The organism is Ningiella ruwaisensis (genome assembly GCF_004798935.1).
Taxonomy (GTDB): domain Bacteria; phylum Pseudomonadota; class Gammaproteobacteria; order Enterobacterales; family Alteromonadaceae; genus Glaciecola; species Glaciecola ruwaisensis.
On sequence record NZ_RAHT01000003.1, the window covers coordinates 1 to 17,680 of the forward strand.

General features: G+C 43.3%; 16 protein-coding genes. 6 read left to right on the plus strand and 10 right to left on the minus strand.

Features of this window, described 5'->3' with window-relative positions; genetic code table 11:
- Positions 1–405: 405 nt before the first annotated feature.
- Entirely contained in the window at positions 406–948 is a 543-nt protein-coding gene (locus D6V41_RS06340) for a gamma carbonic anhydrase family protein (RefSeq protein WP_136250666.1), read from the plus strand.
- A gap of 1 nt (position 949) precedes the next feature.
- Here D6V41_RS06340 and aroE read toward each other — a convergent pair whose 3' ends face one another.
- The 8 genes from aroE to D6V41_RS06380 form a co-directional block, all read right to left on the minus strand.
- Positions 950–1,765 (minus strand): shikimate dehydrogenase, encoded by an 816-nt coding sequence (gene aroE, locus D6V41_RS06345; protein ID WP_136250667.1) that lies wholly within the window; start codon positions 1,763–1,765, stop codon positions 950–952.
- A 141-nt stretch (positions 1,766–1,906) separates the two neighbouring features.
- On the minus strand, positions 1,907–2,614 hold the full coding sequence (locus D6V41_RS06350; protein WP_136250668.1) for an OmpW/AlkL family protein: 708 nt from the start codon (positions 2,612–2,614) through the stop codon (positions 1,907–1,909).
- A gap of 123 nt (positions 2,615–2,737) precedes the next feature.
- Positions 2,738–3,685, minus strand: a complete 948-nt coding sequence (hemF, locus tag D6V41_RS06355; RefSeq protein ID WP_136250669.1) for an oxygen-dependent coproporphyrinogen oxidase — start codon at positions 3,683–3,685, stop codon at positions 2,738–2,740.
- A complete protein-coding gene (gene tsaC, locus D6V41_RS06360; protein ID WP_136250670.1) occupies positions 3,685–4,236 on the minus strand; it encodes an L-threonylcarbamoyladenylate synthase type 1 TsaC in 552 nt (183 codons plus the stop codon). Before tsaC ends, hemF begins: the two co-directional genes overlap by 1 nt.
- Positions 4,237–4,239: 3 nt before the next feature.
- On the minus strand, positions 4,240–4,809 hold the full coding sequence (locus D6V41_RS06365; protein WP_136250671.1) for a topoisomerase DNA-binding C4 zinc finger domain-containing protein: 570 nt from the start codon (positions 4,807–4,809) through the stop codon (positions 4,240–4,242).
- A 34-nt stretch (positions 4,810–4,843) separates the two neighbouring features.
- The gene (locus D6V41_RS06370; RefSeq protein ID WP_136250672.1) at positions 4,844–5,329 is read right to left on the minus strand and encodes a DUF494 family protein; all 486 of its coding nucleotides are present in this window, start codon (positions 5,327–5,329) and stop codon (positions 4,844–4,846) included.
- Positions 5,330–5,331: 2 nt separating this feature from the next.
- On the minus strand, positions 5,332–6,489 hold the full coding sequence (gene dprA / locus D6V41_RS06375; protein ID WP_136250673.1) for a DNA-processing protein DprA: 1,158 nt from the start codon (positions 6,487–6,489) through the stop codon (positions 5,332–5,334).
- 26 nt (positions 6,490–6,515) lie between these two features.
- Positions 6,516–7,622 carry a LysM peptidoglycan-binding domain-containing protein gene (locus D6V41_RS06380; RefSeq protein ID WP_136250674.1) on the minus strand — a complete coding sequence of 369 codons (1,107 nt, stop codon included), beginning with the start codon at positions 7,620–7,622 and terminating at the stop codon, positions 6,516–6,518.
- A 210-nt stretch (positions 7,623–7,832) separates the two neighbouring features.
- On the opposite strand from D6V41_RS06380, the gene def reads away from it, so the two are divergent.
- From def to trkA, 4 genes are read left to right on the plus strand one after another with little or no spacing between them, the layout of a single operon-like run.
- On the plus strand, positions 7,833–8,345 hold the full coding sequence (gene def / locus D6V41_RS06385; RefSeq protein WP_136250675.1) for a peptide deformylase: 513 nt from the start codon (positions 7,833–7,835) through the stop codon (positions 8,343–8,345).
- 40 nt (positions 8,346–8,385) lie between these two features.
- Positions 8,386–9,330 carry a methionyl-tRNA formyltransferase gene (fmt, locus tag D6V41_RS06390; RefSeq protein ID WP_136250676.1) on the plus strand — a complete coding sequence of 315 codons (945 nt, stop codon included), beginning with the start codon at positions 8,386–8,388 and terminating at the stop codon, positions 9,328–9,330.
- Positions 9,323–10,672, plus strand: a complete 1,350-nt coding sequence (gene rsmB / locus D6V41_RS06395) for a 16S rRNA (cytosine(967)-C(5))-methyltransferase RsmB (protein ID WP_136250677.1) — start codon at positions 9,323–9,325, stop codon at positions 10,670–10,672. Before fmt ends, rsmB begins: the two co-directional genes overlap by 8 nt.
- Positions 10,673–10,693: 21 nt before the next feature.
- Positions 10,694–12,073 carry a Trk system potassium transporter TrkA gene (gene trkA, locus D6V41_RS06400; RefSeq protein WP_136250678.1) on the plus strand — a complete coding sequence of 460 codons (1,380 nt, stop codon included), beginning with the start codon at positions 10,694–10,696 and terminating at the stop codon, positions 12,071–12,073.
- Positions 12,074–12,110: 37 nt separating this feature from the next.
- On the opposite strand, the gene D6V41_RS06405 is transcribed toward trkA, so the two are convergent.
- Complete coding sequence (locus D6V41_RS06405) at positions 12,111–13,562, minus strand: TrkH family potassium uptake protein (RefSeq protein WP_136250679.1); 1,452 nt, start codon at positions 13,560–13,562, stop codon at positions 12,111–12,113.
- Positions 13,563–14,111: 549 nt separating this feature from the next.
- Between D6V41_RS06405 and polA the strand changes: the two genes are divergently transcribed.
- Positions 14,112–16,910, plus strand: coding sequence for a DNA polymerase I (gene polA / locus D6V41_RS06410; protein ID WP_136250680.1), 2,799 nt, complete (start codon positions 14,112–14,114; stop codon positions 16,908–16,910).
- Between the two features lie 27 nt (positions 16,911–16,937).
- On the opposite strand, the gene yihA is transcribed toward polA, so the two are convergent.
- Positions 16,938–17,555, minus strand: coding sequence for a ribosome biogenesis GTP-binding protein YihA/YsxC (yihA, locus tag D6V41_RS06415; protein WP_136250681.1), 618 nt, complete (start codon positions 17,553–17,555; stop codon positions 16,938–16,940).
- Positions 17,556–17,680: the final 125 nt, after the last annotated feature.

Here is a 17,680-nt window from a genome sequence, read left to right on the forward strand (position 1 = left end):
TAGTGCTTGTTGGAGTTTGTCACTTTCGTGACAATGACGTTTTTTTGCCGCCTTCTCAAGCGGGATGCGAATTCTACTTTAATCGCATCTGGTGTCAAGCTTTTTATCAAATATTTTCATATTTCATTTTTGCTGAACACCGCATCGTTAAAGGGATAGATAAAAGCGTTGATTAAATCACCCGCGGCTTTTATTTCGTCTTCTCCCTGAAGCGAGCGCGCATTCTACAGACATCAGATTCTGGGTCAAGCAAATTTGAAAAATAATTTCGCTTTTTTCTCTTTTCGTTTATTAAGAGTACAATTTGATTATATGTTCATCACTTGAACTTTAACTAGCTACACAAATAGTACAATAGTGAAATAAAAAGAAACCACTTATACACTAATAAAAAGAGGTAAAATTTTGACAATTAGGTCTTATAAGCAAAAGGAACCAAAAAGCGGCTCGCAGGTTTATATCGATGAAAGTGCAGTATTAGTAGGCGATATTTGTGTAGGGGACGATTCAAGCATTTGGCCGTTAGTCGCTGCTCGCGGCGATGTAAACTACATAAAGATTGGAAAGCGCACAAACGTGCAAGACTCCAGCGTCCTTCACGTAACCCGAAAATCATCCACTAATCCAAATGGCTATCCCCTCATTATTGGCGACGATGTCACCATTGGCCATAAATGCATGTTGCACGGCTGTATGCTAGGCAACCGTATCCTAGTAGGCATGGGCGCTATTATAATGGACGGTGCCGTAATTGAAGATGACGTCTTTATTGCCGCTGGCGCAATAATAACTCCTAACAAGCGAGCTGAAAGCGGGTATCTTTACGTGGGAAATCCAGCGCAAAAGAAACGGCCGTTAACAACAGAGGAGCGCGATTTTCTTAAGCAATCTGCACTCAATTATGTTGAATTGAAAAATGATTACCTGGGAACCTCAGATGTCAACTAGGCTAATCTCTAGCAATTAAAGTACGTCTTAACTCTGACGTGTCCGGATGTTTATTAAACCAGTGGAAGAATGACAAGGCGGCTTGTTCAACCAACATACCAAGTCCGTCTAGTCGATGCTTCACGCCTTGTGTCCGTGCTAAAGTCAAAAATGACGTTTCGTGCGAAAGATAAACCATATCATATGCAACATGACAATCTGAGAATACGTGATTCGAAAGCGGGGGGAGTTCGCCTTTTAAGCTTAAAGATGTGGCGTTAATAATGATATCGAACTTTTCATTTACTGCTTCTGAATACGTCGTAACGTTAACGTCTGAACGGGTCTTATAATCATTCACTAAGCTTTCAGCTCGTGCTGAAGTGCGATTGTAAATGGCAATAGCATGTACTTGCGCACGCACGAGAGCAGGCAGTACCCCTTTCGCAGCGCCACCCGCACCAATAATTAAAACGCGCTTGCCTTTTAATTCAACATTGTTGAAAGCAAAGTCTGCGACCAAGCCAGCTCCATCAGTATTTTCCCCATAAAAATGATCATCTTTGCGAATTATCGTGTTAATTGCGCCTGCAACCTGTGCTGCTTCTGAAAGCTTGTCGACCCAATTAAATGCCTCTTCTTTAAAAGGTGATGTGACATTCGCACCCACACTTGTATGGTCAGAGAAAAAAGAGCCTACACTTTTTTCAAAATCTCCTTGTTCTACAAGTTGCTTAGAATAATCGAGCTCGATAGAAAACTGCTTTGCAAAGTTTGCATGAATAATAGGCGATTTGCTTTGAGAGATTGGGTTCCCAAACACACAGGCTCTGAACATTGTTGTAAACCAATAAATGAATGTAAATAAAGCCTATAACAACAAAATCTGTTTGTAACCTCAAAAATAAACCCTCGAAGATATTTAAGCTTCGAGGGTTTTATTGATAAAGACTATTTGTTGCTAATTAACGCTTTTGAATTAAAACTTGTAGCCAACCGATAAGGTGTATACCCATGGGTCAATGTCTACCGTTTCAATTGAGCCACCAGCTGCTCCATTGATATCAAAAGACGCTTCTGTGCCAATATCTATGTATCGAACCGAACCGTTCAGGAAGATACCGTCAGACACTTCATAATCAAAACCAACCTGTGCAGACAAGCCAAACGATGCATCTAAATCCAGATTAGAAACAACCGCACCGTCTGTTACCATTTCGATGGTTTCAACCGCGCTTTGCTCAAAGTCTTCATCGAAAAAGATTGTATAGTTTAAGCCTACACCAGCATAGGGCTGGAACTTAGACGAACTGTCCAAGAAAAAGTAGTTGACGGTGACCGTTGGAGGCAAATGAGTCGTTTCCGCTAATTTTGCTCCGTCCAAAAAGGTAATGTCGTGCTTAAATGGCGTGGCTGCTAATACCTCTACGTTTATATTATCTGTGAAAAAATAGGCAATGTTTAAGCCTAATTGAGTGTTGTTATCAACTCCAACTTCGAGAGAACCAAGATTTAACGCCTGACCAAGATCGGCTCCGCCAGCAAGAATGGGAGAGCTGCTTTCATCCGGTGCTACATTGGTCAAGCCTACGCGAACTAACCAATCTCCCTTTTCATATGCGATAGCATTGCCAGCCGTCGCACTAAGTGCTGTTAAAATTGATAAAGTAACTAATGTTTTTTTCATTGTGTATTGCTCCTGATTGAATAAATCCATCATACTTACGAAAGAAGCAATAACATTGATCTAGATTAATGTTTTAAAAACAGGCATTTATCAACGAAAGTTCTGTTGATCTATATCAAGTTTTTACGATGATTTGTTCGAACTATCGAGATTTAACCAATCAATGGGCCTCAAATATTCAAGCAGTTGCGCTTCTGCACTGTTTTGTTCTGGTGAATAATTGTACTGCCAGCGAGCGAGAGGTGGCATCGACATGAGAATGGATTCTGTCCTGCCACCTGTTTGAAGGCCAAACAAAGTCCCGCGATCGTAGACTAAATTAAATTCAACGTAGCGGCCTCGCCGGTATAGTTGATAATCTCGCTGATGTTGAGTAAATGACATGTTCTTGCGCTTGTCTATTATAGGAAGGTAAGCATCCAGATAACCGTTTCCAACCGCTTTCATAAATGCAAAGCATCGATCAAATCCCCATTCATTTAAATCGTCGTAAAATAGACCACCGACTCCACGCGTTTCTCCGCGATGCTTTAGATAAAAATAATCGTCACACCATTTTTTATAGGTTTGATAGACGTTTTTCCCGAAAGGCTCACATAAATCGGATGCGATCTGGTGCCAATGCACCGCATCTTCTTCAAAAACATAAGTCGGCGTAAGATCAAATCCCCCTCCAAACCACCAGATGGGAGCTTCGCCTTCTTTCTCAGCAATAAAAAATCGAACATTAGCATGAGAGGTAGGTATTAGCGGCGAATGAGGATGTATTACTAAAGACACTCCCATAGCCTGAAAGTGACGCCCAGCCAATTCCGGTCTTGCTGCAGTTGCTGATGGTGGCATTTGTTCACCGAAAACATGCGAAAAGTTAACGCCTCCCTGTTCAATTACAGCGCCCTTTGATAACACCCTTGAGCGACCGCCACCGCCTCCATCACGCGTCCAGCTATCCTCTCTAAATCGCCCTTTCCCGTCTGCTTTTTCAAGGGCTTTGCAAATATCCTCCTGCAATTGCAGAAGATAGCTTTTTACAGCCTGGATATGTTGAGGCAATATAGCATCATGCTTCATTATCTTATCGTTTCCATTGTCAGACTATTGATAATCGTGCTTGGTTTTTTCTGCTCCCCTAACTCACCATCAATTATGATAACGTCCGTATTGAAGTAAGCCTGAACCTCTTCTTTACTTCGCGCCGGCTCTTCTGTTGCAGGATTAGCACTGGTTGACACCAGTGGGCTGGCGACAGACCAACACATTTGCTGCACTAACTTGTGAGTAGTCACCCGCACTGCCACCAAATCAGAATCTCCACTAATAAAATAAGGTGTTTTAACTGATTTAGGAATTAACCAGGTTACGGGTCCAGGCCAGGAGTCTACTATTTGCTGTTGTGTATTAACGGGCAAACGGTCAAATTCTATAAAGGGTAAAATTTGCTCCACACTCTGTGCGATTAATATCATACCTTTTTCAACGGGACGCTGTTTCAATCGCAATATCTCATTCACCGCCTCCTCATTTAAAGGATCGCAACCGAGGCCATATACGGCTTCAGTGGGGTAAGCGAACACTCGTCCATCAGCAAAATCTTGTCTAAATTTGGTCGACTCAAACTGCATGCTTTATTCCTGAATCTGTTGATGTCCACAATCTGTGTTTGGACAATTAAGTTGTTTTGAATTTGCGGATTGAGAAAGCATTATGCTCGAACCACATTCACTGCAGGTTACTGCCACCGGCATCGCGTTGACTACATATTTACAGTGCGGATAGTTATCGCAAGCGTAAAAAAACTTTCCAAACCTGTTTTGTTTTTTCTCAATCTTTCCACTCTTACAAGCAGGACATGAGACAGGTGCGTATTCTGCCGCTTTTTTTACGCTGTGTGTATTCGAAATAAAATGACAACTTGGAAAGTTTGTACAACCAATAAACATACCAAAACGGCCTTTTTTGACAGCAAGCTCACTTTTACACTCGGGGCATTCGCTGTCAGCGATAAGCTTGATTATCTCAACATCATTCTTACTTAAAGATTTGGTGTAATCACATTTTGGATATTGCGTGCAGGCCAAAAATGAAGATTTGCCTTTGTATTTAATCGCTAAGGCAGCATCACACTCTGGGCATGAGCCATAGGCAAGATGCTTTGCAGCATCTTGTGAGAAAAGTTCATCGTTTATTTTTGCCATAGTAAATTAGGCCATGGAAGGTTTGCAAATCGTGTTAATGCAATAAACCTTCTGGAGTTTCAAAGAGCAGCTCCTCCATTTGTTCGTATGCGAGTTCTTTACCAGGCACATTGAAAAGCACCATCAACACAACCCATTTTAAGTCGACTAAACAAAACTCGTTTGCTTCAATTTCCATAACGCGATCAATTACCATTTCACGTGTTGTTGCATCTAGCACATTTATTTGCTCAAGAAACATCAAAAATCCTCGGCTTTCAACGTCTAGTCTTTGCTGTTCCTCAAAGGTGTACATGCGTGTTGTTGTGGGTTCTGCTGTATCTTTTACGTAGTGCAGATAAGGTTTATCGTCTGTTGTTTGCAGTTCACAAAGCTTTTCTAGCCAGGCAAGTGCTTTGTAAATTTCGTCGTGGTGGAAGCCTGCTCTAATGAGCTCGTCGGTCAATTCGTCTTGGTCGACCATTAATTCTGACTGGTTATGTACCAAATTCTCAAATAGATACATGAGGATATCAAACATAATTAGCCCCTCAATTTTACGTAGCCCTCCGGTGTGGAGGCTACAATGCCACGCAACTCATATTGTAATAATTGTGTCAGCACATCAGAAATTGGCATGCCGCTGCGTTTAGCTATCAGATCGACTGATGTAGCGCTATAGCTAACACTATCTAACAATGGATCGCTTGCCAAGTCTAATGACGCGCTTTTTTGCAAATTTTGTGTATTTTTTTGAAATTTCTTGGCGGTATTCTCGAAACCTGGCAATTCTTCTAGAATATCTTTTGCATTTTCGGTCAGTTTAGCGCCCTGTTTGATAAGAAAGTGACAGCCCTCAGCCTGAGGATTATAAATCGCACTTGGCACTGCAAATACTTCTTTGTTTTGCTCAAGCGCATACCTTGCTGTGACTAAACTGCCACTTTTAATTTTAGCTTCAATAACGAGTACCCCCTGAGACAAGCCACTTATTATGCGATTTCTTCGAGGAAACAAACTGGCATGGGGCGGTGTAGAAGGTACAAATTCACTCACTAGTGCGCCCTGCTCTGCAATTTGCTGATAAAGTTGCGAATGCCGACGCGGGTAGGCAATATCAATTCCGCAACCTAAGACTGCCAACGTTGGCATTTGATTATCCAGCGCAATTCTGTGTGCTATTCCATCTATTCCCAAAGCCATTCCACTGGTTATAGCAAAATCTGATGTTTGGCCAATTTCGCTTAACAAGAGCGAGACAACCTCTTTTGCATACTGACTGGGTGCGCGTGTCCCGACGACCGCAAGTTGCGGTGAATTCAGTAGCGACGCATCACCTTTTACAAATATAAATAAAGGGGGTCTTGTTAATTCTTTTAAGCTATCAGGGTAATGCGGCGAATCGATTGGAAGAAAATGATGAGTGTCACATGATTCAAGCCATTTTATTGCACGCTTTAATTGCGCAACAGTAGCCGCTTTGGGTTGCTTAAGTTCATCGATTTGTGTCTGAGACCAGTTAGCTTTGCGCAACTGGTCTGCGTCCAGAAAAATAATATCAGCAATGTCGCACCGAAATAGCTGCGCAGTTTTTTGTAGCCCCTGGATGCCCATCTGACTGATGGCATCCAACACCAGATAGGCTTCAATGTTTGATGAATAATTTTTAAGCGCTGTGTTGAATGTGTTGACCTGATCCATGGTCGCTTATCTTCCTTGTATGTAAATTAGTCCTTTGGTGGCGTGGGACTGGCGATAATTTCTCCACCAGTAAGGTGGGTTGAGGCTTTTGTTACCCAAGCATAGCTGGCATGCTCAAACTCTCGGATAATGACTAGCTCACCCACTTTATACGCGGGTTGCTGGTATGTTTCACCCAAAGAAAACCACTCACTAAAATCAACTTCGGTTAAACCGGCGACCGGCTCTTCTTTGTAGTGCACTGGACGTCCTTGCTTATAAATGCCAAACACCATACCTGCTTTAACTTTTCGTTCACCTAAGTTCACAATGACCACGTCATGTTTGGCGATAATCGAGTTGCCGTTGATGTTAGATACAAGTTCGCCTTTTTGACGCGTAGCAGGATGCAGCATTAAGTCTTTATTATCAAAGCGCATAGCGGGACGAAGCTTATCGCCTTTTTTGACTTCCATCAGGCTGTTTTCAACTTGCACAACGTAACGATCGTTGTTCAGTTCAATCGAAAAGTCTGCATCACTAAGCTGAATGACTTGAATGCCCAATAGTGCACCGTTACTGTCGTAAACTTCTCTCTCCTTTCGCACAATCTCAAAACCCTCTGCTTCGCTCGGTGATGCATTGGCCATTGCTTTGGTCATGATAAATTCTTCATCAATAAAGCGTGCTGAACCTTCTCTGTCTCCCAACACTGCTGGCAGAGCATGGAATTCCTCTGATGACATGATGCTGTCATTATTGATGTACATCTCGATGGCATCCCAAGGCAGTGTTTTAATTGGGTTGGGCTTTTGTCTTCTTGATTCACCAGGGACAAGTGTCAGTAGCGGTTTATCTCTCACAACTTCTAAAATCGGCACGCCGTTTTCCCAGCGAAGTCTTAACATATCTCCCGGATAAATCAGATGTGGATTTTCAATTTGCGTGTTGTTACGCCATAATTCGGGCCAGCGCCATGGCTGATTTAAAAATAAACTGGATATGTCCCAAAGTGTATCTCCTTTTTTCACGACATAAGTTTGCGGGGCATCTTGTCGGATGTTAATCACATCTGCAAATGCTAGTTGCTGAGTGAGTGTGCCGGCTAACAAAACAAGCGCAACGGCGTGCACCATAAAACGATTTAGTCGCATGAGACGGTTCCTGTACGAATATCAGTTTAATAATAAAAAGACTGTTGTATAATTCGTTATCGGTTTGAAATTAATAAAATTAACCCCAAATCTTAAATATCTAAGAAATTGAGTGTTGCAACTGCGCATCATATCGAAGCTAAAGCGCACTTAAATACGAATTCTGCGGTATTCGTATCGTTTTTTATACTGACTAAAAGAGTGGTTTTTATGGCTGTATTACAAGTGCTCACGTTTCCAGACGAGCGGCTAAGAACAGTGGCAGAAGCGGTGGAAGAGGTGAATGATGAGATCCGCCAGCTTGTTGACGATATGTTCGAGACTATGCGTGATGAACGTGGCATAGGGCTGGCCGCAACACAAGTAAATGTCCACAAGCGTGTGGTTGTGATGGATGTTTCTGAAGAACAAGACGAACCCAGGGTTTTCATCAATCCTGAAATCATTGCCAAATCAGGCAGCACAGTAAGTGAGGAAGGTTGCCTTTCCGTTCCGAATAATTACGCGAAAGTTGACCGTGCCGAAAAGGTCACCGTTCGCGCATTGGATAAAAATGGACAAAGCTTTGAGCTTGAGGCTGAAGGACTGTTGGCAATTTGTATTCAACACGAGCTTGACCATCTGAAAGGAAAGCTTTTTGTTGATTATCTGTCGCCTTTAAAGCGCCAACGTATTAAGAAAAAGTTGGAAAAAGAAGCTCGGCTTTCTGCGCGAGCCAGTTAATGCCAAGCTTTAGAATTAAACACGCAAAGGCACAAACACTTTGAAACTTATTTTTGCAGGTACACCGGATTTTGCCGCCTCTCACTTAAGCGCGTTGATCGAAGCGGGTCATGAAGTTGTTGCCGTTTATACGCAGCCCGATCGCCCGGCAAATAGAGGCAAAAAGCTAACGCCATCAGCCGTCAAATCACTTGCATTGAATCATCAAATTCCAGTTGAGCAGCCTCAGAACTTTAAAAGTGACTCGACGCTGGCAGCTCTACGCGCCTACGAAGCGGATGTAATGGTGGTGGTTGCCTATGGCTTGTTGCTTCCTAAATCGGTGCTGGAAACACCTAAAGCTGGATGCATTAATGTGCATGGTTCTTTGCTTCCAAAATGGAGAGGAGCAGCACCAATTCAAAGGTCGATTTGGGCGGGAGATAAAGAAAGCGGCGTAAGTATCATGCAAATGGATGAAGGATTGGATACCGGCGATATCTTGCTGATGGAACGCATTACACTCAGCCGAGAAGAAACCAGCGCCAGTTTATATGAAAAGCTGGCATCACTGGGTCCTAAAGCTTTACTTCGAGCGCTTGAGAAATTTTCACAACTGGAACGAGTAAAGCAGGACGACAGTCAGGCAAGCTACGCGAACAAACTCAGTAAAACAGAGGCTAAGCTTGACTGGCAACAAAGCGCGACGCAACTGGAACGAAATGTAAGGGCGTTTAATCCGTGGCCGGTGGCTTGGTTTAGTTTAAGTGATAAAAATATCAAGGTATGGGCAGCAAGCGTATTGGAAAACCATGAATATAAGCTTAAGGAGCGTCGACCAGGCGAAGTGCTTGCTTTTACAAAACTAGGACTCGATGTTGCCTGCAAAGACTCGGTACTGCGCATCACCAATATACAAATGCCGGGTAAAAAAGCGCTTGATATTGAGCTGATTGTCAATGGAAATCCCAAGCTATTTGCTCCCGGTCAACACTTAGATGACTAGCGCGCAAAACGCATATCGCATTAGGCCTACACATAAAGCTCACTTAAGAGCAGATGCGGCGTGGGCGCTTTTTCAAATATTAGAGCATGGCCATTCATCACGAGAAATCATGCCGCTTGTATTTGAGCGTACACCTAAAGCGAAAGATAGAGCGTGGCTTCAAGAATCGGTGTTTGGTGTATTGCGAGTATTACCTCGCTTGCAAGTCTATTTGCGCCTACTGCTTGAAAAACCGCTAAAGTCTCAGCAAAAAATCATTGAGCATGTGATTATGCTTGGCATGTTTCAATCAGCATTTATGCGTACTTCGTCACATGCGGCGGTGAGCGAAACGGTGGAAGCGGTAAAAGTACTTAAAGCGCCTCAACTCAGTGGTTTAGTCAATGCTATTTTACGACGCTTTGAAAGAGAGAAGATAGTAGAACACGAAATTACGCAAGCTCATGCAAAAGTGAATTTACCAAAATGGCTATTTAGAACATTATCAGAGGCTTACCCTGAAAACATAGACAGCCTTTGTGAGCAGATGAATGCAAAAGCGCCGCTTTTTCTGCGCATAAACCTAATGGAGATTGGTCTGCCAGATTATTGTGAATTGCTCAATAAAGCGCAAATTGCCCATGAAATCCATCCGCCTCGCACGGTATTGATTAAGCAAAATGTTGAAATACCCTCTCTTCCTCTTTATGAAAGCGGTGGGTTTTCCGTTCAGGATTACGCCGCACAAAAAAGTGCGGACTTATTGCAAGTGCAGCCTGGCGAAGTTGTATTAGATGCGTGTGCAGCTCCCGGGGGCAAAACCGGCGCAATCATTGAAGCATGTCCTGCGCTTGGCCATATCTATGCGATGGATACCGATGAACATAGGCAAAGCAAAACGCGGGAAAACCTTAAGCGCCTGAATCACACCAAACGGCTAAAGGCGCGACTGACGATAGTAAACGGTGATGCTTCAGACCCTGCCAGCTTTTCCTCGTTACCGCTGTTTGACAAGATCCTGTTAGATGCTCCCTGCACTGCGACGGGCATTATTCGAAAGCATCCTGACATAAAGTGGCATCGCAAAGCCAGTGATGTCGAAGCAATATGTCAGCTACAACAGAAAATTCTCGCAAATTGCTGGGCGCAGCTTAAACCGGGTGGCGTTCTTTTATATGCCACCTGCTCGATATTGCCACAGGAAAACAGCCAGCAAATTACCGCGTTTTTAGCTTCACATAGCGATGCCAGTTTGCTTGCCATCCAAGGCCACGAACATGACCAACAAGTTGGATGGCAAATACTACCAGGTGAACAAAACATGGATGGTTTCTTTTACGCTAGACTGATAAAGTCTTTATAGGGCGATGAAAACACTACTATTATGAAAATTATCATCATCGGTGCTGGTCAGGTTGGCGGCACATTAGCAGAGAATCTGGTAGGCGAAAAAAACGAAATCACGATTGTTGATTCGGATATGGCGATCCTTGAGACGCTGCAAAACAGACTGGATTTGCAAGTTGTCTGCGGCATTGGCTCTCATCCCGATGTGCTAAAAAAAGCGGGCGCTGAAGATGCTGATATGGTTATTGCGGTGACCAACAGCGATGAAAGTAACATGATGGCCTGTCAGGTCGCCTATAGCCTATTTAAAACGCCTACCAAAATTGCTCGTGTACGTTCTGAACAATACATTATTTACCAAAGTCAGCTGTATAAACACCAAGATATTCCTGTTGATCATTTAATCGCGCCTGAACAACTTGTAACAACAGCAATTAAGCGCTTAATCGACTATCCGGGCGCCTTACAGGTTGTTGAATTTGCCGATGGTAAAGCCAGCCTGGTTGCTGTGAAAGCCTATTACGGTGGCCTCCTGGTGGGTCATGCCCTTTCTGCATTAAAAGAACATATGCCCAATGTGGATACGCGCGTCGCCGCAATTTACCGGCGAGGTCGGCCAATAAGACCCCTCGGCTCTACTGTTATTGAAGCCGACGATGAAGTGTTTTTTATTGCTGACACCAAGCATATACGAGCCGTTATGAGCGAATTGCAAAAATTGGAGTCCAGTTATAAACGCATTATGATTGCGGGCGGCGGTTTAATTGGTGCGGGTCTGGCAAAACGTCTTGAAGATACGCACAATGTGAAGCTCATTGAGTACAACGCCGAGCGGGCGCAGTATTTATCGACCGTGCTTGATAAAGCGATTGTGTTTCAGGGAGATGCATCAGATGCATCACTTCTTTCAGAAGAAAATGTTGAGCAAGTCGATGCTTTTATTGCAGTTACAAACGATGATGAAGCCAATATCATGTCAGCAATGCTTGCCAAACGCATGGGTGCTCAAAAAGCGATGGTGCTGATTCAACGCAGCGCCTATGTTGATTTAGTGCAAGGTGGCGATATTGACATTGCATTTTCTCCTCAACAGGCCACCATATCTGCGCTGCTGACACATGTGAGACGAGGGGATATAGTAAATGTTCACTCACTTCGCAGAGGTGCTGCAGAGGCAATTGAAGCGATTGCTCACGGCGATGAATCGACATCGAAAGTAGTGGGTAGACAAATCCAGGATATCAAACTTCCTCCTGGCACGACCATTGGCGCAATTGTGCGAAAAGATGAAGTGATCATTGCCCACAGCGATACGGTTATTCAAGCCAACGATCACGTTATTTTGTTTTTGGTAGACAAAAAATTCATATGGGACGTGGAAAAACTCTTCCAACCCAGCGCGCTTTTCTTTGGATAGCTCGTTTTATCGAGATAAAGCGCGTAGTTAAACGTATCTAACTACGCCAAAAGGTGGGTGAGAACAAAACAAGTAACGAGAACACCTCCAGACGACCAAACAACATCGCCGCAACTAGCATCCATTTGCCCGGGTCAGACACTTCTGCATATGTACCTGCAACTGTACCTAAGCCTGGACCTAAATTATTCAAGGTAGCTGCCGTTGCCGAAAATGCCGTGATATTATCCAATCCGGTGCCTATTAATCCAATCATGATCACCACAAACACAATGGCATAGGCGGCAAAAAATCCCCAAACAGCTTCCACCACTCGCGAAGGCATTGCTCTATCACCAAGTTTTACTGCATAAACAGCTTTAGGGTGAATAAGCCTGTCGACTTCACGTTTACCTTGCAGGAAAAGCAAAAGAACACGAATGACTTTAAGTCCGCCACCAGTGGAACCAGCGCAACCGCCTATGAAGCTGGAAAATATCAATAAGATGGGCAAAAAGGTTGGCCATGAAGAAAAGTCGGTTGTTGCAAATCCGGCAGTTGTACTGACGGATACCGCTTGAATCAATGCCTGATCAAGTGCCGCTTCAGCCGAATCATAGACGGTATAGTTTACCAACACTAAAAAGCATACTGTTATCAAGGTAAATTGGATAGTAAAAAACGCTTTGCATTCCGGGTCACGGAAGTAATTTTTGATGTTTCTGCCGCTGACCGCGGCATAATGCAGAGAAAAGTTAAGGGCCGCAATCCATAAAAAAATCACACAAACCACATTTATGGCTACGCTATTAAAGTGACCTAAACTAGCGTCATACGTCGAAAAGCCCCCGATGGCTATGGTTGAAAATGCATGACAGACCGCATCAAAGACATCCATGCCGGCAAGCCAATAGGCAAAAGAACAGGCGATAGTAAGCGTCAAGTAGATATACCAAAGATGTTTAGCAGTATCCGCTATGCGCGGTGTCATCTTGGAATCTTTGACGGGACCAGGCGTTTCAGCCCGATACAACTGCATGCCACCTACACCTAAAATAGGTAAAACAGCAACTGCTAGTACAATGATACCCATACCCCCTAACCATTGCAGTTGTTGCCGATAAAACTGAACAGCCTTGGGCAAAAATTCTATACCCTCAATGACGGTCGCGCCGGTGGTTGTTAAGCCTGAAAACGATTCAAAAATTGCATCGGTTATGGTCATTTGAGGCTGATCGAGCAAAGCAAAGGGCAAGGCGCCGAATGTAGCGAGCACCGTCCAAAACAAAACAACAATCAAGAAGCCTTCTTTCGCGCGCAGGTCACTTTTATTGGTGCGAGTCGGGTACCAAATGATTAGCCCGGTTAGCAAGCTCAGGAAAAACGCGACGACAAAAGCCAGCCCGCCCCCATCTTGATAAATTAATGATATTAAAGCTGGCGGCAACATGGTCACACTAAACAGCGCAACTAAAAGCCCTAATATTCGAATGATAGCGCCGTATTGCAATCTTTACTCGCTTGTTAACTAGCTTGTTTTAGACAAAGGTTTTAATTTACGTGGCATCTTTTGCGCCCCTAATGCATTGTGTGCCTTTCATCTTCAAAACTCAAACACAATGCCAAAAATTATTTTACATTTGTAAGCACTTGAAGCCCATGGATAAAAAAATTTATCAAATTTAATGCTTGGCATGTTAAATATTTGTGCTAAATTTATGCGAGTTTCGAATACGACATAACGATATAGACACGCGTAATCGAAGCTTAAGGAAATTGCACTTTGATCGTTTATTTCTTGAAGTGGTCTTGCAAAAAGGACCCGAAACATTCAAATCGCAATCACAAGAATAAAAATAGTTAAGGATTTTGGCTGTCGCCTTCGCGTTATTCCTAAACCACTTTATTTCATACTTTTTCTAAGGTAGAAAAGGTAGTGTTTTGCTGTCAAAAATTTAGTTGTCAACAAAGTTATCCACAGGTGATTGTAAAACCAAGCGTTTTTATTTTTCGTATTTACATAGACTTACGCGATATTTGAAGAAAGAGTAAAGCAATTATGCACAAACATAACTCAGCACCTCTCGTCCTTGTTGACGGTTCATCTTATTTGTTTAGAGCCTTTCACGGTTTGCCACCACTTACTAACAGCAAAGGTCAAGATACAGGGGCTATCTATGGCGTTGTAAACATGCTCCGCAGTTTGGTGAAGGAATACGAACCCAGCCATATGGCTGTGGTATTTGATGCTAAAGGCAAAACATTCAGGGATGAAATTTACGCCGACTATAAAGCCAACCGGCCGCCTATGCCAGATGAATTGCGTTCTCAAATCGAACCTCTGCATGCCATTGTTAAGGCAATGGGTTTTCCCATTATTGTGGAGCCGAATGTAGAGGCAGACGACGTGATTGGTACTCTGGCAAAGCAGGCTACATCACAAGGGATTGAGTGTGTTATCAGCACTGGCGATAAGGATATGGCACAGTTAGTGAGTGAACATGTCACGCTCATTAACACCATGACCAAAACAAAAATGGATCTAGAGGGAGTGGTTGATAAGTTTGGCGTACCGGCTGAGTTGATTATTGATTACTTAGCGCTTAAAGGCGACAAAGTCGACAATATTCCAGGCGTACCCGGTGTCGGTGACAAAAGCGCAGTAGCCATGCTTAACGGTATTGGTGGCATTCACGCGATTTATGAAAATCTGGATAAAATAGCGGATTTAGACTTTCGCGGCGCCAAGACAATGGCAAAAAAGATGGAAGAGTATAAAGAACAGGCTTTACTGTCTTATGAACTTGCTACCATTGCGTGTGATTTAAAGCTCGACTATAAGCCCACAAATCTGCAAATCGGCGAAATGGACAAGGCATTGCTCAAAAGCATGTTTACCGAACTCGAATTTAAAAAATGGTTAGCCGAAGTTAGCGGGGATGCCGATAGCTACGTTGATGCACTTGAAGATACGAACACTGAACAAACCAATAATATTGACCCTCAAAGCGAAAGTACAACAAGTCATGGAGAAGTGTTCGACCGCAGCGCATATGTTACGGTATTTGATGAAAATACCCTTGATGATCTAATTCAAGAGCTTAAGGACGCTGACTATTATGCAGTAGACACCGAAACCACCAGCCTGGATTATATGCAAGCTGAACTTGTTGGAATTAGCTTTGCTACAGCGCCGAACAAGGCTTACTATATTCCCGTCGCTCACGATTATCCCGATGCGCCCGAGCAGCTTTCAAGAGAGTTAGTACTGTCTAAACTTAAGGCGCTGCTTGAAGATAAGCAGGCAAAGAAGATTGGCCAGCATATCAAATATGATAAAAACGTATTAGCCAACTATGACATTGAGTTAAACGGAATCTTATCCGATACCATGCTGGCTTCTTATGTATTAAACAGTGTTGCCACGCGCCACGATATGGATAGCCTTTCACTTAAATATCTGGGTCATAAATGTATTGGCTTTGAAGAAATAGCCGGCAAAGGCGCTAAACAACTGACTTTTAACCAGCTTTCTTTAGATACAGCCAGTGCATATGCAGCAGAAGACGCGGACGTAACCCTGCGTTTATACGAAACACTCCGCACACTGCTTGATAAACAAGATGGCTTGTCTGATGTGCTTAATAACATCGAAGTCCCTTTATCATCGGTGCTAGCGAAAGTGGAGCAAACCGGTGTGCTCATTGATTCACAAATGCTGGCGCAGCAGTCTCAGACACTTGCAAAGCGCATTGTTGAGCTAGAAAAGCAGGTTCATGAACTTGCCGGTGAAAGCTTTAACCTGGGCTCGACCAAACAGTTGCAACATATTTTGTTCGATAAAATGTCGTTGCCGGTTGTGAAAAAAACCCCTAAAGGCGCGCCATCGACTTCAGAAGACGTACTACAAGACTTGGCCAATGATTACGAATTACCTGCGCTTATCATGCAGTATCGTGGTTTAACCAAGTTAAAAAATACCTATACCGACAAACTACCTAAAATGATTAATCATCGCACGAATCGCGTTCACACGTCATATCATCAGGCAGTTGCTGCTACAGGAAGGCTTTCGTCAAGCGATCCTAACTTACAAAATATTCCCATTCGTACCAGCGAAGGTCGCCAGGTTAGACAAGCTTTTGTTCCTCAAGAAGGCTATAAAATTGTTGCTGCGGATTACTCTCAAATTGAACTTCGGATTATGGCTCACCTGAGTAAAGACGAGGGCTTGCTTAAGGCTTTTGCTCAAGGTAAAGATATACATAGCGCAACGGCTTCGGACGTTTTTTCAGTTGAACTGGATAAGGTTACCGCTGATCAACGTCGAAGCGCCAAAGCCATTAACTTTGGTTTAATTTATGGGATGAGCGCATTTGGCTTATCCAAGCAACTGCATATTTCACGGGCAGAAGCGCAAAATTACATGGATTTATATTTTAAGCGCTATCCAGGTGTTCTTAAATATATGGAGTCCACGCGAGAAAGTGCAAAAGAAAAGGGGTATGTCAGTACCGTTTTTGGCCGCAGGCTGTATTTGCCAGACATCAACGCAAGTAATGGCGCTCGACGAAAAGGCGCAGAACGAGCGGCAATAAATGCGCCGATGCAAGGGACAGCAGCAGATATTATCAAAAAGGCGATGATAGACGTGGCCGCATGGATTGATGGTTTATCTCAGCAAAATGAGATTATCATGATCATGCAGGTCCACGATGAATTGGTGTTTGAAATAAAAGAAGAGAAACTCGACACTTACATCGACAAAATCTGCGATATTATGCAAAACTGCGTGTCGCTCGACGTGCCACTAGAAGTCGAAGCAGGCGTAGGAAAAAACTGGGATGAGGCGCACTAAGTTTTTCTATTAAGCCCCTATTGGCGCCTACTCTTTGTGAGAAGGCGCTTTTTCAAGTTCCAGCCAATTCATCAAGACTTTTTCAGCCTCGCTTAGCCCTACTCCATTTAATGAAGAAAATGCATGAACCGTAATGTCACCCATAAAGGCAAGAGATGCTTCTCTTACCATCAGTACCTGCTGCTTGCGCTTGCCCGATTTAAGTTTGTCGGCCTTTGTCAGCAGCAACAGCACTGGCAATTTGGCGTCAACCGCCCAGTAGATTAAGTTTTGATCAAGGTCTTTTAGCGGATGACGTATATCCATCAAGACCACCAGCCCTTTTAAACATTCTCGCTTTTGCAGGTATTCGCCCAGCGATTTCTGCCACTTTTCTTTCATTTTCAGCGGCACTTTGGCATATCCATAGCCGGGTAAATCCACCAGGCGACGTTTTTCATCCAATTCGAATATATTGATTAATTGGGTACGACCTGGCGTTTTACTGGTGCGAGCCAGATTATTCTGACGCGTAATTTTATTTAATGCGCTGGATTTACCTGCATTACTTCGTCCGGCAAACGCGATTTCAAAACCGTCAAATTTATCGAGATGAGAAATATCGGGAGCACTGGTTAAAAATGTTGCTTTGGTAAAGTACGACATGTATTCCTATCTAAAACAATTCAGTAGGCGTCAATTAAAAAGTCAGTCTTTTAAAACGCGAAGGTTAATCACAAATTTCCCGGCAATGTTAACAGAGAACGTTCGAATAATCGCGAAAAGTGTAT